Raw genomic sequence first — 21,213 nt, 5'->3', positions numbered from 1 at the left:
ATTTCACTTACAGTGGACTAAAGTAGTAAATATTTAAATTCCAACTTTTTTATCTGCATCTTCAGGATCAACTTCAGTAAATAAGTTGAAGTGCTCAGGTGCATCGCCCGGATGTAGAATTACGGGAATACTCTTTGAAGCTGGAATTTTGGCATATTTATCATGGCTTGAAAGTGCAACAAGTGGATTCGTTTCAGGATAATAAGCCGCTAAACTTCCTCTCGGAATGTTGTATGGTACTATTCGGAAACTTTTTACAACTCGTTTTACACCGTCTGAGAATACACTTTCAATATCGACCCACTGGTTATCAACGAATCCAGCCTCATCAATATCCTGCTGATTCATAAACAATACGCGACGTTGACCAAAGACACCTCTATAACGGTCATCAAGACCATATAACGTTGTGTTGTATTGATCATGAGAACGTGTAGTCATTAAAGTATAGACTTTACTATCAGTATACTGAGCAGAAAATTGATTCTCTTGATCTTTATAAACCTCTGCCAATGGTGTGATAAGGAACTGTGCTTTACCTGCTGGTGTATTCCAAACTTTCTCATTCGCAGGGTGGATAAGATGGAAGCCACCTGGCTGATATACGCGACCATTGAAATCTTTGAACTCTTCAAAAACATCTTCAATAGAATCACGAATACGATCATAATCCTCAATATACCAGCGCCATTTAATTTTAGATTCAGTTAAAGTCGCTTCAGCCATGCGTGCAACAATATCAGGTTCAGAAAGTAAGTTTGGTGAGGCAGGCTCATTACGTCCAGCTGATAAGTGGACATTACTCATTGAATCCTCAACTGAAATAGCCTGATTACCCTTCAATTGTTTATCTACTTCGGTTCGACCTAAGCACGGTAATACCAATGCATCTTTACCACACACTAGATGACTGCGATTTAATTTAGTCGCAATATTTACAACCAATGAACAACGTCTCAAAGCTTCTTGAGTATAAGGCGTATCCGGAGTCGCAACCGCAAAATTCCCACCTAAACCAATAAAGACTTTAACATCACCTTCGTACATGGCTTTAATGGTATCTACAACTCCAAAACCATGTTTACGCGGAGATTTAATTCCAAAAACACGGTCAATGTCATCAAGCATTTTTTTACTTGGTATTTCATTAATCCCCATGGTTCTGTCACCCTGCACATTACTATGCCCGCGAACAGGACATAAGCCTGCGCCTGAACGACCAATTTGCCCTTTTGCCAACATTAAATTAGCTAACATATGAACATTGGCGGTACCATGTCTGTGTTGTGTGATTCCCATACCCCAACAAAAAATTGAGCGTTCTGACTCTAAGAACATTTTAGCAATTGATTCTAAATTCTCCGGAGAGAGACCAGAATATTTGTAGATATCAATCCATTCAGTGCGATCAATTTCCTGCAACATTTCCTCGAAACCGACGGTATTCTCAGTAATATATTGACGGTCAAATACACTTTTTTTACCAGCTTGGATTGCTTGTTTATCCCACTCACGTAGATGCTTCATCATACCTAATAGAAGAGCATAATCTCCCCCAATTTTAGGTTGAAAATAATAGCGACTAATTGGAGTGCTACCATTTGTCATCATTTCAATAGGAGCTTGTGGATCTTGGAAACGCTCTAATCCACGTTCTTTAATAGGATTAATAGCAATAATATTACCGCCTCTACGTGATACTTCGCGTAAAGTACCTAACATACGTGGATGGTTCGTACCAGGATTATGCCCGAAGCTAAATACAGCATCAGCTTCATCGAAATCTTCTAAAGTAACTGTCCCCTTCCCAAGTCCAATTGAGTCTAACAAACCTACACTAGTTGTCTCATGACACATATTTGAGCAATCAGGAAAGTTATTCGTTCCAAAACTACGTACAAATAACTGATACAAGAAGGCTGCTTCGTTACTTGCTCGACCAGATGTGTAAAAGGCAGCTTGATCCGGATTATCCAGAGCTTGAAGATGTTGTGCGATAAGCTTAAATGCATCGTCCCAAGAAATTGGAACATATTTATCCGTAGCTGCATCATAACGCATTGGGTCCGTTAAACGCCCCAAATCTTCTAGATAAAAGTCATTTTGCTCAGCTAACCAACTCACAGTGTGGTGAGCAAAAAATTCAGGGGTAACTCTTTTACTCGTTGCTTCAAATGCAACAGCTTTGGCACCATTCTCACAGAAGTTAAATGCGTGAGCATTTTTTTTCTCAGGCCAAGCACAACCCGGACAGTCGAAACCTGTAGGTTGGTTAATATTCATTAATGTGATTGAGCCTTTCGCGAAGACTTCTTGTCTTTTTAAATTTCGGGCAACACTCAATAAGGCTCCCCATCCACCAGCTGGATGCGTATAAGGTTCGATACGCGCGAAATTTGTATTCTCCTGAATATGACGCTCTTGGCCTTCAGTTTCAGGCTTAATTTGTTCTGAATTGTTCATTTGAGTGCCCTCTTTAATGGGTTACCTGATTTAATTCAAAATCAGCTCATGAAAAAAGATTTCATTAACTTACTTTGCAACTTTTCATAACAATCGTTTCATTGTTATAACTTAACGCATTTAACTTACAATTATTCACTCTATATAAAATGAGATAAATTTAAAAAAGATGGGTTATCTTTAATTAAACATATACAAATTTATTTCAGCTTAATGAGAGTGTGATTTAGCACCAGAATGGTGATGATGATGCTCATGAGATCCTTCATCTTCATCCTTTCGGATACAGCAACCTGCTACATACTCACTCGTACCGTCAGAATAAAACTCTTCTTTCCAAACTGGAACCTCATGTTTTACACGCTCGACAGCCTCTTCACATGCCATAAAAGCTTCTCGACGATGAGGTGCATAGGCGACTGCTATAATTGCTTTCCCTCCAATATCTAAAGAACCAATTCTGTGAATAACTTGAATATAGGAAACACTGTATTTACTTTTAACTTCTTGCTCAATTTCACGAATCATTTTTTCAGCAATAGGCTTATATGCAGTGTATTTTAATGCATCAACACTTCGACCTTCATGGTGATTACGAACTGTCCCAATGAAGATTCCGATACCACCACATTCTGGATAATGATCGATGGATTCAAAATCATCTAGACTTAAATCTGTTTCCTTAATACGAGAGATATCCGTCATTTTAGCCTCCTGCTACAGGGGATAATAAAACTAATGTACAGCTATTCGCCAAACCATGACGACGTGAAATAATCTCATCGCCAATCGCACAAGCACATTTATCCAGAAGTTTTAATGAATCAGGATATTCATCAGAAATTTGTTTTAAAACTTCTGAGACCAAACTATTTTCAGCACAAGTAAAGATTAATTCTGCGGGTAAATGTCTTTCGACCGCACCATAGGTTTCAATCTTAATTTTAATATCTGCCATTTAGCACCTTTACTTAAGCATAACGATATAATGAATATTCAGCTCTAACTAAACCGATTTAGACCGACTACTATCTATTTGTAATTCTTCACGGTATTGATTTAACTCCCGTTCTGAATTAATGCTATGAAAACTCGTAGTGGTTTCATATTTAACAATTTGAGTGTTCAAATCATCCAAGCATTTGCGAATACTTAACTGATCATTCGCTAAATGCTTTTCAATCGTAGCTAAACTGTCTCTTTTTAATAAACAAAACGGATAAAGGTTTTGCTCATTAACAGATAAAAATACAGCTTGAGAATTTTTTGCCTCCGCCAAAGCTTGGTGCATTTTTGATATAACACCAGAAGGAATAAAAGTAATATCGCAAGGAATGAAAAGAATAAAATCTGCATCTACATATGACCATGCGCTCTTCATTCCCATTAATGGTCCTAAAAACCCTTCCTGATCATCAGAAAAACACTGTATTTCCGGTATCATTTTCTGATAAACCATCCAGTCCCGATTACTATTCACCCAAATTTTAGAAACTTGCTCACAAAATTCATGATAAATCTTAAATAGCTGAACTTCTTGATCAAACTTTTGCAAGAGCTTATTTTTGCCTTGCATACGTCTTGCTTGACCACCAGCTAAAATAACTAAGTCAGTATCGGGATATTTGGACACCATTGTTCTACCCAACCTTATAAACTCATAGTACTAAAGACAAATGAACTCAATGAATTGAGGAGAATCTTCGGGGTTCTTAAACACAGGAATTCTTCCAATTACATTCGCTTCACTTAAGTTACTCAACATATGAGATTGCTGTTTTTGGAGCTTTGAAACACTCAACTGCCCTTTATCATCAATGTCCAATTTCATACGTAGTAACTGTTCTCGGCTATCCCCTTTTACTGAACCATTTAAAAGTGCCATTTGCCATTCTGGCTTTGGTTCATTTAAACCTTGCATTGCTTTAAGCAAAGTTGACAAATGGATTTCTAAACACACAAAAACTGCTGCAGGATTACCAGGAAGTCCTAATAGATATGAAGAATGGTTTTGTTGCTTATACTCAGCAAAATAGATTGGCTTCCCGGGTTTCTGAGCAACTTGCCAAAAAACTTCTTTTGCTCCTAACCCCTGAGAAACTGGACGAATCAGATCATAATCACCTACTGAAACGCCTCCAGTGGTCACAACTAAATCATAATGATCAAGTGCATTCACCAAGGCTTTTTTTAATACTGTTTCTTCATCAATCACATGTTCTACATGGATATTTTTAAACCCTTTTTCATGTAACCATGACAAGATCATTGGAGAGTTGGCATCAAAAACCTTTGCATCATTATCAAGGTTCTCACTTACTTCATCACCAGTAATCAGCACAGCAATACTAGGGCGTTTAAAAACTTTAACCGCTTTCACGCCGGCCATACCAAGCGCTGCTAACAACCCACTTTTTAAATATTGGCCCTTATAGGCTAATACTGTACCTACAGATAACTCTTCACCTTGATAGCGAATGTCCGTACCCTTTTTAATCACTTGATTTAGTGTAATCTGCTTGCCCGCTGCGCTTACAATTTCTTGACGAGCAACAGTATCAGCTGAATCAGGCAATCTACCGCCTGTGAAGATCCGTACACATTGTCCAGATTCTAACTGTATATTTTCTTCGATACCTGCGCGGATTTCTCCAACCAATTCAAACTCAGTGATACCTGCATTAATGTCTTCACTTTTTAATGCGTACCCATCGACTGCACTCTGAGTAAACAATGGTAAGGCAATATCAGATACAACATCTTGCGCTAGATAATGCTGATGAGCTTGTATTAGCGGTAAAGTTTGAATCTTACGTGGTTCAGCTATAGCATAGGCTACGAGTGCCTCATCTAAGCTGATTAACCCTTCTCCAGAACAGCTCATTCATAACCTCCTGGATGCGGCAAATCACGGCATACATCAAAGATATGAACCAGTGCAGGTAAAATAGCCGCCATTGATTCAGAGGCTCCCCCACGACTACCAGGTAAAGTAATAACAAGTGAACGATCAATAAAACCAGCAACCCCTCGAGACATGGCAGCATAAGGTGTACGTCTTTGACCAAAAGCGCGTGCTGCTTCCATCAGGCCATTAAGTTCTCGTTCGAGTAATGGTTCGATCGTATCAACCGTAATATCTCGCTTACCTATACCTGTGCCACCTACGGTAATGATGCATCCATAGGATTTAACCAATTCTGAAATCAATTGTTTTAGCTGTAACGGTTCATCAGGAATGATTTGGTAATGAATTGGATCAAATCCAGCCTCAGTTAAAGTTTCAACAACTGAACGTCCAGCAGTATCTGGTTTTTTACCTGAAGCTACTGTGTCTGATAACACAATAACTGCAGCAGCTACAGCTTGTCGAAGATGACGCTTATAATGTGATTTTCCGCCTTTTTTTAGGTCTAGCTTACATTGTCCAATAATCAATTCATGCGGTTCACAATGAGGTTTCAACATATCGTAAATAGTTAATGCAGCAAGACTAGCAGCAGTTAAAGCTTCCATTTCAACACCAGTTGGCCCGATGGTTTCCACTGTTGCCTGAATCTTTACTCGATCTTCCAATATATCGAAGTCAACATCTGCACGATAAATAGGTAAAGGATGACAAAGAGGAATTAACTCATCGGTACGCTTAGCAGCAAGAATCCCAGCGATACGCGCTGTTTTTAATGCATCACCTTTTTCAGTATTACCATCAGCTAATAACTGCAAACAATCAGATGGAGCAAATAACTCCGAACTTGCAGTTGCAATACGATAACTTTCAGGCTTCATACCTACATTTTTCATAAAAAATCCTGTAAACCTAGATAATGCATAACTTCAAAGTAAGCTATTCATTTTCAAATTAAAATATACATATACACTTCTATAAATTCGTATTTAGAAAAACTAACCTCCAATAGAATGCATAGTAATCTTACGAACAGGTGCAGCTTGATAAGCAACATAGCCTGCTTTCTTATGCCATACTGTTTCCAGAATTGTTTCTATCAATTCTTTTTCCTTAGTTTTATCTAAGAAATTTCGAATAGGCGTACCAGAATTTGCAAATAAACACGTGAATAGTTCACCTGTTGCTGTTAAACGTAAACGATCACAACTTTGGCAAAAAGGTTTACTAATTGTAGAAATGATACCCAGCTTGAAATGTTGATTTAGTATATATATCGTGGCTGGATCATTACTTCGTTCTAATTTATGTATTGAATACTGTGATGAAAGTACATTGATAATTTCATCTTCAATAACTACTTTCTCTCGTTTCCAATGTTCAGGTTGATCTAGAGGCATATATTCGATAAACCGTAGCTCAAACCCATTTTGATAAGCCCAATCAGTTAACAAAAATATTTCTTTATCGTTTTGTCCATAAACTAAAACACAATTTAGTTTAATTGGAATATTAGCCTTTTTTGCAGCTTCAATCCCTTTCAATACAGGCTCTAAAGGTTTTTGAGTCATATTGAAAAATGTATCAGGATTAATGCTATCTAGACTGATGTTAAGATCATCAAGCCCTGCTTGTTTTAACTCGACTGCATATTTCTCTAAATAATAAGCATTCGTTGTCATTGATATACGCTGCAAACCTAATGGTCTTAACTCGTTTAGCGTATTAATAAAATTAACTACGCCTTTGCGCATTAAAGGTTCACCACCAGTTAAGCGAATTTGAGTTATTCCAAGCTTAACCATCACCTCACAAAATTTATAAAGCTCCTCAAAGCTTAAAATATCGTGCTTAGCCAACCAAGTTGGATGATCAGGCATACAGTAACTGCATTTAAAATTACATCGATCAGTCAAAGAAATTCGTAGCTTTCGCTTATGTCTTTGGAATTGATCAACTAATTTTGATTCATGTAAAAATGCTGAGGAAACCTCCTCGAACTGTTTTTCAATGTTAGAAGTTATGCTTACAGAATCAACTTTTGCTAACTTAACCATTTCATTCCTCAGCATCTTAATACTTTGATTTAATTTCACTTCAGTTTATCAACTGAATTACATGAAACATTAAAAATTCTTTAAAAGAAGAACTGTTAAACACAGTTCTTCTTTTTGACTAAGTTATTGATAGGCAAGTTGAATTAATAATCTAAAAAAACCTGCAATAACTCCTAATGTAAGTACACCACCCACCCAAAGTAAAATGAACCATCCAGTTTGAGAAAGTCTCATATAGCCTCCTAGTGGTAACCTGTGTCACCAACACGCACTTTACCTTTAAAAATCCAATAAGAAAAAATGGTATAAGTTAAAATGATAGGAATGAGCAATAATGCACCAATCAAAGCAAACAATTGGCTATTTATAGGGGCTGCTGCCTGCCATATTGTGACTGAAGGTGGAATAACATAAGGCCATAAACTAATGACGAAACCAGTGTAAGCCAAGAACACCAAACCCAATGTATAAATAAAAGGGCTAAGTTCTTTTTTCTGCTTGCAGGCACGTAAAGCCATACCAGTGAAAATAAGAACTAATACTGGAACTGGACTAAAGTACATTAACTGGGGCTGACTAAACCAACGCGCAGCAATTTGTGGTTGTGAAAGTGGTGTATAAATACTAACCAACCCAAAAATAATAAATACTGCAATGATCAGTTTAGGCATCATTGAAAACATTTTTTCTTGAATTTCAGCATCAGTTTTATAAATTAACCATCCACATCCTAAAGTTGCATACAGAACAACCACACCAATTCCTGTAAATACAGAGAAAGGAGTCAACCAGTCCAGTTGTCCACCAGCATAAACACCATTTAAGGTTTTGATACCCTGAATATAAGCGCCTAAAATTACGCCTTGAAGGAAGCTCGCAAATACAGATCCTCCAATAAAAGCTTTATCCCATAGGTGCTTAGTACGGTTTGCCTTAAAACGGAACTCAAAAGCTACACCACGGAAAATTAAGGCAATAACCATCAATATAATTGGCATATATAGAGCAGAAAGAACTGTTGAATACACTAAAGGAAAGGCTGCAAAAAGACCTGCCCCACCAAGTACCATCCACGTTTCATTACCATCCCAAACTGGAGCAACCGTATTCATCAATACATCGCGCTCATGAGATCCTTTAATGAAAGGAAATAAAATTCCAATGCCTAGATCAAACCCATCCAAAATGACATAAATCAATACGCCAATCCCAATAATGACAATCCAAATAAGAGATAAATCAATCATGGCGATTCTCCCGTATTGATTCTATTTTATCTAGGCTTTCTTCAACCGCACTCATTGGCCGCATTGGCGTCTGATCAATATCAGCATGCTCACCTGAATGTGCACTTAAAAATTGTGGTCCTTTATGCATGACCTTTAACATGTAATAAATGCCAATACCGAAAACTACACAGTAGACCAGAACAAAAATAATTAAAGTGATTCCCACTTGCGACGCTGATACAGGGGATAAAGCATCTTTAGTACGAAGTACATTGTAAACAACCCATGGTTGACGACCGACCTCTGTGGTAAACCAACCAGCTAAAAGCGCGATAAACCCTGATGGTCCCATACACAATGCAAAACGTTGGAACCATTTACTTTCGTATAGACGATCAGAACGACGCAACCATAAACCTAACACGGCTAGTAATAGCATCAGCATGCCCATACCAACCATCACACGGAAGCTCCAAAAGATAATCAATGAATTTGGACGATCTTCAGGTGCAAACTCTTTTAAACCTTTTACCTCTCCATTTAAGGAGTGTGTCATGATTAAACTGCCTAAATAAGGAATAGATATTCCATACTTAGTTCGCTCTTCTTCCATATCAGGAATACCAAATAAATATAAAGGCATAGCTTCATTTTTATTAGTTTCCCAATGACCTTCGATTGCAGCTAACTTGGCTGGTTGATGATGTAGTGTATTTAGACCATGATTGTCACCTACTAAGATTTGTAAAGGTGCCAGAACCATAATCAACCAAAGAGCCATTGAAAATGACGTTTTGACTAAAGCATCTCGACGGCCTTTTAATAAATGCCATGCTGCAGTTGCACATACCAACAATGCTGCAACCAAAAATGCAGCAATAGCCATATGAGTAAAGCGATAAGGAAATGATGGGTTAAATACAATTTCAAACCAATTTTGAGGAACAATTATTCCATTTTCGATACTAAAACCTTGAGGAGTATGCATCCAACTATTAGATGCTAGAATCCAAAACATGGAAATACATGTGCCAATTGCTACCATTAATGTTGCAAAGAAATGAGCTCGAGGACTAACTCGTCCCCAGCCAAAAAGCATAATCCCTAAAAAACCAGCTTCCAAGAAAAAAGCACTTAAAACTTCATATGCTAACAAAGGGCCTGTAACGCCTCCTGCTATTCTCGAAAACTCACTCCAGTTAGTCCCAAATTGGTAGCTCATGACCACCCCAGAGACAACACCCATACCAAAAGCAACAGCAAAAATTTTGATCCAAAATTTGAATAAATCTTGATAAATAGGGTTTTGGGTTCTTAACCAGCGCCATTCTAAAACAGCTAAAAAACTTGCTAATCCGATTGAAATTGCGGGGAAAATTATATGAAACGAAACAGTAAATGCAAATTGCATTCTGGCGAGTTCAAGAGCAGTAAGTCCTAAAGTCATACTACCACCTTCTTGGGTAATGATTTAAGTGATAAGCCTTGTCTTTATTCCACATTGTCAAACATAAAAGGCTATATAAAACATAAAATTACATTGGCTTTGCTGACAATAAAAATAAAATCAATACATGTTTACTTCACTAAAACAGTAAAACAATAAAAATCACATTTCAATACATTGCGCTTACTTTTTAAACAATTTTAAATAGGTATACAATTTTACATTTGATCAAATAAATTAAAAACTTTGAATTATAAGTACTTTTTATATATTTTATAAAAATTTGTTTTATATCTATTTTAATCTATATGTTTAAAATTTAAACTAAAAAAACATTAAATAAAAATATGAATTTTTGACGAATTTGAATTATCAATTGATTTTAATTTTTTAAATTTATATTTTAAGTTTAATTTAAGAATTTTATGTTAGATTCTATTAAGCAAATATCAATTATTAACCAAAACTCTAATTTTAATTAAAATTCCACCTTATAAATTATTATTGATTCAATAAATTTTAGATTAAGAGACTTATAAAATATTGATCAAATTACAATCAACGCAAAACCTGAACCGATTGCTGCAATTCTTTTAGAATAAGCTGGACACGCGCAAGATTATGAGTTCTCTTCTAATGCTTATTCTCTTGGATATAAAATTTCTCAACAATATCCGCTTCTTCTTCAACTAAAACATCAAAGCTGGACTTAAAATAGTTTTGTCAATCTATCTTCAAAAAGCTGAAAGATTCTATCTCCTTCCTGTATAAATTTCATAAAGTTATATTGGTTAGTGAATAGATACATCACGTATAAATCTCATTTGTTTTAAAAATAATGCCACCTTCAATATAGTCTTTTAGGTATTTACTCAATAATCGATGATCTTTTATTGTGGTAGGCCAGAACTGTTCAAGGCCTATATCGCTAATCACATTTAAAAGAATATTAAAGGTAAAAAGAACTTTAAGGGAAAGAATATCAGGGTTAGCCCCAGGAAGCGCAAGTTGCAAAAGAGTCACAGCTTTCTTTGAAATGGGAATTAAAGTCTTCGCGACAATGGCCCGCCCTTCAGTTCCAGCACTGACCGTTTTAGAAAAAAATTTAATATAATGAATTCCATTTTCCTGCAAGAGTATTTTTATCATAGGCTTTGTTAAAGCGTCCACTACATCAGAAACTTTTATATCATTAGGCGGAATCTCATTCAGCAATTCCAAACTATCCATCATATAGGGTTGCATAACATGATTCAGCGCAGCTTCAACCAAGCCCCATTTAGACTTAAAGTGATAATAAAGAGCTGACTTATTTGCGACTCCTGCGATTTCATTGATCTTTTGCACAGACATTGTTTCAACATTATTTTGTGAAAAAAGAACAATCGCTGCCTCTATCAATTTCTCTTTAGTTTGTTTGCTCATTAAATCCTTCAATACAAAAGTTCAATTAAATCTCGAATTACTCTGGAAATTTAAAAAATAAACCAATCTTTTTAAGGGATTGGTTTATTTTTCTATTCTAGGTTATATCTTAAGAACAGCCTTTTGTTTCAAAAGCTTCTTTAGAAGTATATTTTATATCTGGCAGATAATCACCCATCACAGTCTTTTCTTCACCTGGCACTTTTACATTCTGCACTGCATGGATAAATTCAGAACTCGGTAATAAATTACGCATGATAAATAAACCAAAGTCAGAATGTCCAAATGCCTTGCCATCTTCTGCTGTATAGCCTGTTCCTCGTGGACTTAACTCAAGGAAATATACACCACATTCTTCACGAGCGTTGGCTGGACGATCTTCCGGTAAAGAAGCAACAATGGTATAGAAACCATCTTTATCAACTTTTTGGATATTCTCATCATACAGACAATAATTGGTTGCTGTACTAATCAACTCATTGGTACAGATTGACCAATACCGAATATCTGTTTTTTGCACAAACTGGTCATTATTAAATGTTTTTTCGGTAGTTGGTATTTTACCCCGAAGTTCAACCACCTTACCTAATCTTCTACTGGTTGCAGCATAAACATATTCGTTATCAGGAGTTGCCCAATAACCGAGTTTAGGTGTTACAGCCAAACCCTCACATTTATCTATTGGTGTCTTGGTAATTGGGTCGAATTTATAAATACATTTAAAGCTATCTAAAGCACTAAATGCCTTATACCATTTTGGTTCTTGTTGAGCTGGAAAACCTGTATATCTGTTCTGGTTAAATGCAGCTACCGTGTAAGCTAATGGCATTGTGGCGATACGATCTATAGGACCTTTTTTCACTTGTAATACACTACAAACTTCATTCCCTTTTTTCACTTCACCATTAGCAAGATGAACTTTAAATCGAGGAAAACTAACATTTCCTTTTTCATTCATATTTTTGTTTGGCACATAGACACGGTATAAAATTGCCACTTTATTATTAGCTGTTTTAGGTGCATATAATGTGTTTGTTGCAGGATTAGCAGGCAAGTCTGCCAACTGTAGTTGTGCTGAATAGGCACGGTCTTTACCTAAACGGTTATTTCCTACCAAAAATGGATTGGTTGAACCCTGATTCGGTACAATCGCTCGATCCAGTAATGAATTCACACGCTCACCTTGTGCAGTATAGCTGACCAAGGAAAAGTGCCGTGAATATGGATAATCACCATCAATCATTACCTTTGCACCTTCAGGAACGATAAACTCTGATGACCAGTAAGTTACATTAGAATCGGGAAAGGCATAATTTAGTGGGTCTTCACCACTATGAGTTTTACTAGTGACCGAATCCTGCCACATACAATCGGTTAATTCAGCATCTGGATTAGTGGGTACACTAACCCAGCTCGAATCTTCATTATCATTACACGCACTTAAACCTACTGAACCGAGGACTGTCAGCAATATTCCAATCCTTAATTTATTTGATCTTTCCATTAGATATCTCCTTTTTCAATCAATGATCACGCACTATGTTCTAGCATTATTTTTATCGACCTCATACTTTCCTGTTTAGGCCTAATCCATATAGATTAAATAATAATCCATTTGAATTAAATTACAAGTGCATTTAAAAATAAAGACTCTTAAAATATTACGTTTAACTCCTAAGCATTAATTTAAGCTCTGAACCGACTGCTGCAATCTTTTCTGGATATCCTGAAGGGCAAGCGTGCCTCTGCTTTGGCTTTAGTACGTCTGTGTAAAAACTCCTTATCCCCTCTTCACCTCAGACCTCAAAATTGGCATTAAGGTAACCTTATCGTGCCACATAATCTAATCCCTGCTGTCTTGCTATCCCTTACCATACGAATAGCTTATAAGTACAACAAAACCTATTTTTATATTTAATTACACCTGATTAGACCACAAAAAAAGATCATATTTAAGCTTTCTAAATTATAGATGGTTTATATAGATTTTCTCTTCCATCCCTCTTCTTTACCAATTCAATTTGTCCCGAAATGCGACCATATTAGTTCAGTCTATATCTAGCTGAAATATCACCAAATCCTTATCCTTTTAAATTTATGCCAATGACAAAATGTTAGGAGGACATATGTATAAGGCTATTCATTACTTAGCAAGTTTATGCTTATTAACGGTCGGACTCAGTGGATGTGGAAATGATTCTAATGAGCAGGTAACTATTAATCCGCCCCCCACTGCAACAAGTGATTGCTTTTGGCAAGGGCCTTACGTAAAAGAAAATCCTGCAACAAACTTTGCCTTTCCTGACACAGGCAGTGCTTATTGGAGTGCTCAATATACACTTCCCGAAGGAGCAATTTTAAGATTAAAAGGTGACTTCCCATACGCTCGATATATGTCTATCAATAGCTATCGATTGGACACCACTCCAGCAGATGCAATCAATGATACGAAAATCATTCCAAATAAAGATTCAATTAATCCTTTTATTGATGGTAATCCACGTAATAATCCAAATCGATCATATGTCTTAACTGTGGCCTCTGGTGAAGCACCTGAAAGCCGACCAGTAAATACAATCTATGACTATGCGACTGGTCAAACTACATTAGTTTATCGAGTATATGTACCCAACAAAGGGAAAGACCTATTAGGGGGGGTAAAGCTACCTCAAGTAGAATTAACAACTAGACAAGGTGAAGTATTAACAGGTAAAGCGGCTTGTAGTGCACTAAAAGCATCAGACAAACTAGCTAGTGGTGTTTTCATTGCTCCAGATACTTATGCAGCAGCTCGTCAAAATAATCCAGCCAAAGAAATACCAGTTTGGCGCACTTCATACAATATGAAAGATGATATTCAATGTGTTTTCTATGGAGTATGTAACCCAAATCCAAAGCGTAATGTAGCCTATTATGCTAATCTAGATAACCAATACATCTCAACATTCTTAGATCGTAGTATTAAACCGATCGTTGTTATTCGTGGCAAAATTCCACAAGTACCAAAAACGTGGAATGGTGAAGATCATTTTGATAATAAAAATGCCCAATTAAGATATTGGTCAATGTGTCAAAATGAATTCTTTTCTCAGCGAGTAAGCGACTGTTTATTTGATGAAGATATTACAATCAATCCAGATGGCAGATACACAATTGTTACAAGTATCACTAGCGATCGACCAAGCAATGCAACTAAAGAGTGTGGTGTGAACTTCTTAAAATGGTCTGAAAATGGCGATGGTTTTTCAGTTGTAGCTGGAAAAGAAGATCATAAAAATGATGCACGAATCAATGTCCGTAATATGCTACCTGCAAGTAATTTCCCAAATGCAATTCAGAATACAAAAACGCCTGGAGATGAAAGCACTGTGTTAGGTGAATATTTACCTCAAGCAAGATACTTCACTAGAGCTGAGTTTGAAGCACTAGGTTGTAATGCATATCAAAAACTAAACTTCTAATCAACGTTATAGGGCGATATGCAAAACTGTCGCCCTATATTCCTTGGGAGACATACCGAACCAAGTTTGAAAAGCTTTTAAAAATTGGCTTTTTGCTTTATAGCCCAAAAATAAAGCTATTTGCTCAAGGCTAAACTGTTGTAATTGCAAATATTCAATCACTCTTTGTTTTCTTACGCCTAATAATAATTGATCAAATGTAGCACCCTCCTGACTTAGTCTTCTCTGCAAGGTTTTTATACTAAGACTCATTAGATTTGCGATATTTTGACGAGTGGGTGGAATAAAGCCCAAAATGGTAGATAGTAAGACTTGAGTTTTATCTTTATAAGATCTCTCTGGGAACTGATGTTCAATTGAATGAACAAGTGGATTGATTAACAATGGATATTCTTTATTGCTTGCCTTTTGGTTAATTGTATAAATTAGTTGATTGGTGGTTTTTAGAAAAGTAGGAGTACATTGAAAATTTTTCAAATATAAATCTGAATCAATAACATCTGGTATATGTTGAAATTCAATCTTATCAGGCCAACAGTTTTTTAAAGCAGCGATAAGCCTACTAATACCATACATCGCGCCTTCAATTTGGTGATATGTAATGAGTTTTGGTAAATTTGGGGAAAAAATAAGTCGTACTTCATTTTTCAACTCTTGTACTTTAACTGATACTACTTCAGTCAAGATTTGATAATAATGAGCAACCATCCTTAAAAAAAATACAAAGGGTATCTCAACATTTCTATTCAAAGCAGGACTTAATGCTATTTTTAAAACTTTATAAAAAGGTGAATGTTCTAACTCCGAAATAGCTATAACTTTTAATCCAAGATTAGGTTCATTAACGAAATTGGTAATTTTAAGAATTTCCTGACTAACAATGTCTAAAGGCACTCTATCGCCAGAAAATCTATCAAGAGGTATTAGATCTTTGGCTATCTGATCAAATAATTCTTTCTTATCATTTGCAACAGCCCATAGATAGAACCCTCGCCTATTATTCATAACAATATGTTTATGAACACTAAATCCCTTTTTCATTATAAGCCCAACCATGGTAATTACGATTTAATTTTACATAAAAATTAACACTCACCCCCAAATATTTCATACTTTAAAAGCATTCATATACCGTGTAATGAATGCTTTTATTAACTAATAAAATGCAGGGTAATGCCTCAATAAGAATTAATATCCATTCTGAATTAGTTCAAAGCTTGCACTGACTGTTACAACCTTTTTCGAATATCCTGAACATGATTCAAATCAGAGGCTTGTTGATGCTGCTCTGGTCTTGATTCATCCAAGTAAAACTCCTCAACAATATCCAAGCCTCTTCACCACCTATCTCAAAGCTGGCATTGCCATAGCCCTGTCGTGCCATATGATCTAGCCTGATGGTAATCTTTGACTTAGACTAGGATCTCTTATCCACTGAGTAGAAGTAATTGGAGGAAATTTAGCTGTATTCCTATCTTTCATCCTTTGCTGGACAAAATCTAAAGTAGATTGGCTTTTTTCTATTTTAAACTCCTCATTTTGACCATCTTGTATAAAACGAAATGGGTTTTCTACCTTCCATTCAATCTCCCCCGCTAAGACACTAAATGGAAACAATCCTCCTAAAAAAATTAGAATAGTATTCTTCATCATTTTCCCCTTATTTTTATTTACTGCATTTTGTTATATGCCAATAATATAATTTTTTTAAAGCATGTAAAAGTTTACATTTATCCCACCACTCAACACAATCATCAACTTAAGCACTTTCTTCCCGCTACCTTACCTCGTAGTGTCTTGTACCCTCTAAAATAATTGTAATTTCAAATGTAAATACAGTACTTCTAATTTATATGTTGTATTGGCATGGCCTTCTTCCACATATAGCTTATGAGCTTTTTCACGTATTTCGTATAGACTGTACCTATCCTTTATTGAATCCGAATGGTACCGAACATGTTTTATGGGTTGGCAAATTGGTAAAGCCGCAATTTCTCGAATGGTTACTACTAAAAATGGAACAATATTATTTTTAGGTAATTCAAAATTCACTAAAATTTTAAGCGAATCCACTGCATCTGCCGCCGCTGGAATGCGTTCATTTGCTCAATCTATGGCTCGTGAATTTAATCCAAAAGGCATTCACATTACTCATATATCCTTAACATGGGATCAGCAACCATATAATACTAAAGCTGTTGCCGATATGTGCTGGCAATTACACCAACAACACAAAAGCACATGGACATTTGAAATAGATTTAAATTCTTAATTTTTAATATAACTTTAACTAATTGATAGGATTTCTAAATTTGAAATCCTTTCAATATTTAGATTATAAAAACTAAGTTAAGTTCATTCTTTTCAAATGAATATCCTGTTACATCTATTGGCCGTTTACACCCTACTTGTATCTTATTTCTCATAATATCCTCCAATTCCTAATACCCAGAAACAGAAGGATAGACATCAATATAGTTTCCCTGATTTAAGAGTATTATTTCGGCTTCGAATAAAACTTACTCTTACTATCATACTGATAAAGTAAAATTTTATTTACTTTAACCATCCGATTATTGTCGTTCATATCCGTTCCCTGATAATGAATCTGGAATGGATAAAATGGTTGTCCATTTTTTTTGACTTGGATTGCTGAAGAATAGCCATACTCTGGTTGTTCTGAAATTTTTCCTTCTTCAAACATTTGTTGAAAAATATAGCCTTCTTCATTTAACAGAAGAAGTGACCATACGCTTTCCCCATAACCATTGCCGTAATAACCATCAATGTTATAGCTTCCTAGTGTATTGTTTCCAAAAGCTTGTAAGTTCTTTTTAAATTCCTGGGCGTTCCATGAGGTTCGACCATATCCCTCAATACTTTCAACTCCCCCTTGAGCTGTTTTTGAAACCATTTGGAATTGTCCATTGTCCAATTTTTTAAAGAGATATAATTCCAAAGTACCTCGTGTAACATGTGAAGTTTCTATCCTGCCTTCGATTACTAAAGTCACTTCCACAGGGACTAAATAACGGGCTTCCCCCTGCATATTCTGGTAGGTAAAAATAGGGGCGATACTGATCACAGCGTCTGTGAGATCGTCCAAGTCGCTAGGCTTATTAACATAGTAGTATTTGCCACTTCCCCAGTAATCATCTTTTTCTCTTTCTCTGGATGATGCTACCTTGTAAAAACTTCGGGCAATGGTATCCGTACTCAGATTAGGGAGTACAACTTGCTTAAAGTTCTTAGGTTCAAGCTTGGATGTATCATAATATTTAATGGCAGTTGTGGCTGTTTGTACTGATGGCGTTTGAATAGCATTGAGCTGCTGTGCTTTAGCCTGCAATGTATTGTATAACTTGACCGCTTCAGGTTGTCCCTGCCGTGCGGCACTTTGCAACAAGGTAACGCCCTTTTCTGCATCCTGTGGTACACCATCCCCATTAAGATACATGACTGCTAATGCGTACTGTGACGGAGAAAAACCATTCGCTGCTGCCTTGGAAAACCATTCAGCCGCTTTTTTATGATCTACAGGTACACCCTTCTTTCCTAAGTAGTAAAGCATCCCCATATTATGGTTACTTTGATTATTATCTCCTTTGGTCACGACTTGTGACAGTACATATTTCAGTCCTGCCGACAAGTTCACTTTCTTAGTTTCAGCAGATACTGTTGAACTGATCCCGACAATACCAATGGCTACAACAAGGTGTAGTATTAATTTTTTCATCTGATTCTTATCCTTTATTTGTTATCGACTTTAAATCAGTAGGAATATTCTTTAGGCTGACCATTCACCAAGACATTGCTGAGTTTGACATCGTAAATCACGTTCAGTTTTAAATCGTCGAAGTTAAACTGAATATGATTGGGAACTCCGATATTTTCATAGCGGATATTACTGATCTTCTGTTTAACCCCACTACTTCGTTCAGTGACAACAACAATGGCTTTGGCATAGTCCACATTGCGATTGGCAAATAAATTCTTTTGATCGGTTAAAATGGAAATAGAGAGGATCGAACCTGCCATATAATATTTTGCAGGGTAGTTGTGGTAGGGATAGGCAATCACACCAAGTGGTGCAGTGGTTGTATTATTAAAGGGATAAACCACTTTATAGGACGTACCGACTACATATGGGAATCGAGTATCCTTAAATGATGGAGCATTAACTGAACCATACGCCGATTTTTGTAAGAATGGGTTGAGCATCCAGAGTCGATGTCCTACATCTCCTGCAAACAGATTTAATTTGTCATGCACCATATTGGTAATGCTTTCGGCAGGTGAATAATCATATTTATTCTGTCTTACCCCCATTTCCAGACTACTGGTTCTTGCACCAACTGCACCAATATCTGAATAACAGTCTGTGTTTGATTCTGGGTAATGCGTCAAAATATTGTTGGCAGCAAGAATCAGTGCCGTCTGCATCATCTCATCTTCACGGGCATCGTCATAACTCACATGTGGTAATCCATGCAAGGTACGAACCGTATTGAGCTCATTTAAAAATTCATTTCTAAACTTTGCACTGAGCTTACCCGCATAACAGTTGTTGATATCGGGTGCCTCGCTCATGGATGAGGCTTTATATACATCAAAGCTGATGGTCTGGCTCTTTGCTGCCAGTGTTTTAGCATCCCCCTCTTGAGTGAGTTTAAGGGTACATGCCCCTGCGCCAATCCCCTTGAGTTCTCCCTGACTATACGTACAGGTTGATGAAGAAAGGCTACTAATCGTGACAGGAAGTTTGGCACTGGATTCAGCATCCAGTGAATACACACTATCCGTCAGGATGTATTTCATTTTAAGTGGGGTAATGGTTTGCTTGCCCTTAGTTACACACACATTATTTTCTAGATATTGATCGGCAGCACAAGTCACATTGACGGTCATGCTGCTATTGAGTGGTAGAACTTTTGATGTCCCTGCCTGTGTCAGTGCCAGAGTACACTGTCCAACTTTAAGCGCTTTGAGTTCTTTGCTACTTACACGACAGATGTTGGGTGTGTTACTGCTAAAAGTCACTGCCAGCCCTTGATCTGTCTGAAGCGATAATGGATAGCTTTGACCTTGAATCAGCGTACTCAATGGAAGTGACTGAATATTCTGCACTGCCTTATTTTTACATGTCCCCTCTTCTAGATATTGGCTTTCAGCACAGGTCACTGGCTTAGGATTGGTATTGCCACTATTAGGATTTTCCGTTCCACCACCATTGGATGAACCAGAATCTCCTCCCGAACCACCGCCTCCACATCCGACCATTGCGGTGCTGATTGCCAACATCAGCACAGATGGCATGAACGATCTTGAAATCATCATGATTGACTGCCTTATATTTATATATTGTTGTTATTGATAATGATCAGCCGAAAGGAGTTGACGGATTTCACTGGCCATTTGGGGGCTACGCCAAGGAAACAGCACTTTAAGGCTATAATTTGGCTTAAATTGATCTCGTGTTCCAATATTGACTTGGAACTCACGTTTCATCGGTGTCCGATGGACTTGTTGGTTAACATGGGTTCCCATCATTGGGTTACTGATCACAGTGGTTGTGGTTCTGAAGCGGTCTTCAACCAGATTGTAATGTCCGACAGAAGTTATATAGTCAAAAGGATACTTAACTAGGCGTTGATCGGGCTGATCAAACAGGATGATGGTTTTGTCCTTGCTGTTAATCCAGACGCCACGGTTTTGATAATTAAAGCTTTCGCCCTGACGTTTCAGTTGTTCGGTCATCCCGTCAAAGTAGGTATTTCCGTATTGATAGAGGTAGTAAATGACCACAAACCAGAATAGGTCAAAACCAAAGAAAAAGTAGCCAAACCATCCAAAGGAAAAGAGTTTGGCAATGATCAGAAAGATCACAATCGGCAGCACCACACATTTTAAAAATAGCTTGGATTTTTGTGGACGGTTTTCGATTGGAATAATTTTAGGTTTAGTGAGTTCAGACATGGTTGTTTCCAGAATGTTCAATGCAATTCACAATCACCAGCAGATATAAATATAAAAAGGTCTATTTTTTATAGGCGTGATTTAGCCATCCACCGTAGGATTGTTCTTGTTAAAAAGTTTTTTAATACAGCCTAAAAATTAAATTAGCCGTATAGTCCCCGTTGCAAAACACAACAGAGTTGAACAGGTGGCGAGGCACAAATGAGAAAAGATAGATACAGCATAAGAAGCTCCTAGATGTTTATAG

General features: G+C 36.8%; 19 protein-coding genes and 1 pseudogene. 2 read left to right on the top strand and 18 right to left on the bottom strand.

Going from position 1 to position 21,213, the window contains the following annotated elements:
- Positions 1-33 precede the first annotated feature (33 nt).
- From EC846_RS13665 to EC846_RS13610, 12 genes are all read right to left on the bottom strand, one after another.
- Positions 34-2,463: an FdhF/YdeP family oxidoreductase gene (locus EC846_RS13665; protein ID WP_123775494.1), complete on the bottom strand. Its 2,430-nt coding sequence runs from the start codon at positions 2,461-2,463 to the stop codon at positions 34-36.
- 210 nt (positions 2,464-2,673) lie between these two features.
- Positions 2,674-3,168 carry a molybdenum cofactor biosynthesis protein MoaE gene (locus tag EC846_RS13660; protein WP_123775493.1) on the bottom strand — a complete coding sequence of 165 codons (495 nt, stop codon included), beginning with the start codon at positions 3,166-3,168 and terminating at the stop codon, positions 2,674-2,676.
- Between the two features lies 1 nt (position 3,169).
- Positions 3,170-3,421: a MoaD/ThiS family protein gene (locus tag EC846_RS13655; RefSeq protein WP_123775492.1), complete on the bottom strand. Its 252-nt coding sequence runs from the start codon at positions 3,419-3,421 to the stop codon at positions 3,170-3,172.
- A gap of 48 nt (positions 3,422-3,469) precedes the next feature.
- On the bottom strand, positions 3,470-4,099 hold the full coding sequence (mobA, locus tag EC846_RS13650; protein ID WP_123775491.1) for a molybdenum cofactor guanylyltransferase: 630 nt from the start codon (positions 4,097-4,099) through the stop codon (positions 3,470-3,472).
- Positions 4,100-4,129: 30 nt separating this feature from the next.
- Positions 4,130-5,347: a molybdopterin molybdotransferase MoeA gene (locus EC846_RS13645; RefSeq protein ID WP_123775490.1), complete on the bottom strand. Its 1,218-nt coding sequence runs from the start codon at positions 5,345-5,347 to the stop codon at positions 4,130-4,132.
- The gene (gene moaCB, locus EC846_RS13640) at positions 5,344-6,267 is read right to left on the bottom strand and encodes a bifunctional molybdenum cofactor biosynthesis protein MoaC/MoaB (RefSeq protein ID WP_123775489.1); all 924 of its coding nucleotides are present in this window, start codon (positions 6,265-6,267) and stop codon (positions 5,344-5,346) included. Before moaCB ends, EC846_RS13645 begins: the two co-directional genes overlap by 4 nt.
- Before the next feature lie 102 nt (positions 6,268-6,369).
- Complete coding sequence (moaA, locus tag EC846_RS13635) at positions 6,370-7,428, bottom strand: GTP 3',8-cyclase MoaA (RefSeq protein WP_123775488.1); 1,059 nt, start codon at positions 7,426-7,428, stop codon at positions 6,370-6,372.
- Between the two features lie 123 nt (positions 7,429-7,551).
- The gene (locus EC846_RS13630) at positions 7,552-7,662 is read right to left on the bottom strand and encodes a DUF2474 family protein (protein WP_123775487.1); all 111 of its coding nucleotides are present in this window, start codon (positions 7,660-7,662) and stop codon (positions 7,552-7,554) included.
- 8 nt (positions 7,663-7,670) lie between these two features.
- On the bottom strand, positions 7,671-8,675 hold the full coding sequence (gene cydB, locus EC846_RS13625) for a cytochrome d ubiquinol oxidase subunit II (RefSeq protein ID WP_123775486.1): 1,005 nt from the start codon (positions 8,673-8,675) through the stop codon (positions 7,671-7,673).
- Positions 8,668-10,104: a cytochrome ubiquinol oxidase subunit I gene (locus EC846_RS13620; RefSeq protein ID WP_123775485.1), complete on the bottom strand. Its 1,437-nt coding sequence runs from the start codon at positions 10,102-10,104 to the stop codon at positions 8,668-8,670. Before EC846_RS13620 ends, cydB begins: the two co-directional genes overlap by 8 nt.
- Before the next feature lie 807 nt (positions 10,105-10,911).
- Positions 10,912-11,529, bottom strand: a complete 618-nt coding sequence (locus EC846_RS13615) for a TetR/AcrR family transcriptional regulator (protein WP_123775484.1) — start codon at positions 11,527-11,529, stop codon at positions 10,912-10,914.
- Between the two features lie 109 nt (positions 11,530-11,638).
- Positions 11,639-13,033 carry a hypothetical protein gene (locus EC846_RS13610; protein ID WP_123775483.1) on the bottom strand — a complete coding sequence of 465 codons (1,395 nt, stop codon included), beginning with the start codon at positions 13,031-13,033 and terminating at the stop codon, positions 11,639-11,641.
- A gap of 622 nt (positions 13,034-13,655) precedes the next feature.
- Between EC846_RS13610 and EC846_RS13605 the strand changes: the two genes are divergently transcribed.
- A complete protein-coding gene (locus tag EC846_RS13605) occupies positions 13,656-14,990 on the top strand; it encodes a hypothetical protein (protein WP_123775482.1) in 1,335 nt (444 codons plus the stop codon).
- Positions 14,991-14,996: 6 nt separating this feature from the next.
- Here EC846_RS13605 and EC846_RS13600 read toward each other — a convergent pair whose 3' ends face one another.
- From EC846_RS13600 to EC846_RS13595, 3 genes and pseudogenes are all read right to left on the bottom strand, one after another.
- Positions 14,997-16,031 carry a helix-turn-helix transcriptional regulator gene (locus EC846_RS13600; RefSeq protein WP_123775481.1) on the bottom strand — a complete coding sequence of 345 codons (1,035 nt, stop codon included), beginning with the start codon at positions 16,029-16,031 and terminating at the stop codon, positions 14,997-14,999.
- 188 nt (positions 16,032-16,219) lie between these two features.
- Positions 16,220-16,383 (bottom strand): annotated as a pseudogene (locus EC846_RS18490) (hydrolase or metal-binding protein); the annotation flags it as partial.
- On the bottom strand, positions 16,380-16,640 hold the full coding sequence (locus EC846_RS13595) for a hypothetical protein (protein ID WP_123775480.1): 261 nt from the start codon (positions 16,638-16,640) through the stop codon (positions 16,380-16,382). The pseudogene EC846_RS18490 and the gene EC846_RS13595, both read right to left, overlap by 4 nt.
- Positions 16,641-16,953: 313 nt before the next feature.
- Between EC846_RS13595 and EC846_RS13590 the strand changes: the two genes are divergently transcribed.
- Positions 16,954-17,262 (top strand): hypothetical protein, encoded by a 309-nt coding sequence (locus EC846_RS13590; protein WP_123775479.1) that lies wholly within the window; start codon positions 16,954-16,956, stop codon positions 17,260-17,262.
- 225 nt (positions 17,263-17,487) lie between these two features.
- Here the strand turns inward: EC846_RS13590 and EC846_RS13585 are convergent, their stop codons facing one another.
- From EC846_RS13585 to EC846_RS13575, 3 genes are read right to left on the bottom strand one after another with little or no spacing between them, the layout of a single operon-like run.
- Positions 17,488-18,726 (bottom strand): tetratricopeptide repeat protein, encoded by a 1,239-nt coding sequence (locus EC846_RS13585; RefSeq protein WP_123775478.1) that lies wholly within the window; start codon positions 18,724-18,726, stop codon positions 17,488-17,490.
- A 35-nt stretch (positions 18,727-18,761) separates the two neighbouring features.
- On the bottom strand, positions 18,762-20,327 hold the full coding sequence (locus tag EC846_RS13580) for a CAP domain-containing protein (protein ID WP_123775477.1): 1,566 nt from the start codon (positions 20,325-20,327) through the stop codon (positions 18,762-18,764).
- 30 nt (positions 20,328-20,357) lie between these two features.
- A complete protein-coding gene (locus EC846_RS13575; RefSeq protein ID WP_123775476.1) occupies positions 20,358-20,966 on the bottom strand; it encodes a hypothetical protein in 609 nt (202 codons plus the stop codon).
- Positions 20,967-21,213: the final 247 nt, after the last annotated feature.

The sequence above is a fragment of the Acinetobacter sp. BIGb0102 genome (genome assembly GCF_003815055.1).
Lineage (GTDB): Bacteria > Pseudomonadota > Gammaproteobacteria > Pseudomonadales > Moraxellaceae > Acinetobacter > Acinetobacter vivianii.
This window is presented reverse-complemented; position numbering and strand designations above follow the sequence as displayed.

What these genes read in the sequence shown, in the direction of transcription:
- EC846_RS13585 (WP_123775478.1), bottom strand. Translation starts at nt 18,726, where the DNA reads ATGAAAAAATTAATACTACACCTTGTTGTAGCCATTGGTATTGTCGGG.
- EC846_RS13610 (WP_123775483.1), bottom strand. Translation starts at nt 13,033, where the DNA reads ATGGAAAGATCAAATAAATTAAGGATTGGAATATTGCTGACAGTCCTC.
- EC846_RS13595 (WP_123775480.1), bottom strand. Translation starts at nt 16,640, where the DNA reads ATGAAGAATACTATTCTAATTTTTTTAGGAGGATTGTTTCCATTTAGT.
- cydB (WP_123775486.1), bottom strand. Translation starts at nt 8,675, where the DNA reads ATGATTGATTTATCTCTTATTTGGATTGTCATTATTGGGATTGGCGTA.
- EC846_RS13655 (WP_123775492.1), bottom strand. Translation starts at nt 3,421, where the DNA reads ATGGCAGATATTAAAATTAAGATTGAAACCTATGGTGCGGTCGAAAGA.
- EC846_RS13600 (WP_123775481.1), bottom strand. Translation starts at nt 16,031, where the DNA reads ATGAAAAAGGGATTTAGTGTTCATAAACATATTGTTATGAATAATAGG.
- moaA (WP_123775488.1), bottom strand. Translation starts at nt 7,428, where the DNA reads ATGGTTAAGTTAGCAAAAGTTGATTCTGTAAGCATAACTTCTAACATT.
- mobA (WP_123775491.1), bottom strand. Translation starts at nt 4,099, where the DNA reads ATGGTGTCCAAATATCCCGATACTGACTTAGTTATTTTAGCTGGTGGT.
- EC846_RS13575 (WP_123775476.1), bottom strand. Translation starts at nt 20,966, where the DNA reads ATGTCTGAACTCACTAAACCTAAAATTATTCCAATCGAAAACCGTCCA.
- EC846_RS13645 (WP_123775490.1), bottom strand. Translation starts at nt 5,347, where the DNA reads ATGAGCTGTTCTGGAGAAGGGTTAATCAGCTTAGATGAGGCACTCGTA.
- moaCB (WP_123775489.1), bottom strand. Translation starts at nt 6,267, where the DNA reads ATGAAAAATGTAGGTATGAAGCCTGAAAGTTATCGTATTGCAACTGCA.
- EC846_RS13620 (WP_123775485.1), bottom strand. Translation starts at nt 10,104, where the DNA reads ATGACTTTAGGACTTACTGCTCTTGAACTCGCCAGAATGCAATTTGCA.
- EC846_RS13630 (WP_123775487.1), bottom strand. Translation starts at nt 7,662, where the DNA reads ATGAGACTTTCTCAAACTGGATGGTTCATTTTACTTTGGGTGGGTGGT.
- EC846_RS13590 (WP_123775479.1), top strand. Translation starts at nt 16,954, where the DNA reads ATGGGTTGGCAAATTGGTAAAGCCGCAATTTCTCGAATGGTTACTACT.
- EC846_RS13660 (WP_123775493.1), bottom strand. Translation starts at nt 3,168, where the DNA reads ATGACGGATATCTCTCGTATTAAGGAAACAGATTTAAGTCTAGATGAT.
- EC846_RS13615 (WP_123775484.1), bottom strand. Translation starts at nt 11,529, where the DNA reads ATGAGCAAACAAACTAAAGAGAAATTGATAGAGGCAGCGATTGTTCTT.
- EC846_RS13665 (WP_123775494.1), bottom strand. Translation starts at nt 2,463, where the DNA reads ATGAACAATTCAGAACAAATTAAGCCTGAAACTGAAGGCCAAGAGCGT.
- EC846_RS13605 (WP_123775482.1), top strand. Translation starts at nt 13,656, where the DNA reads ATGTATAAGGCTATTCATTACTTAGCAAGTTTATGCTTATTAACGGTC.
- EC846_RS13580 (WP_123775477.1), bottom strand. Translation starts at nt 20,327, where the DNA reads ATGATGATTTCAAGATCGTTCATGCCATCTGTGCTGATGTTGGCAATC.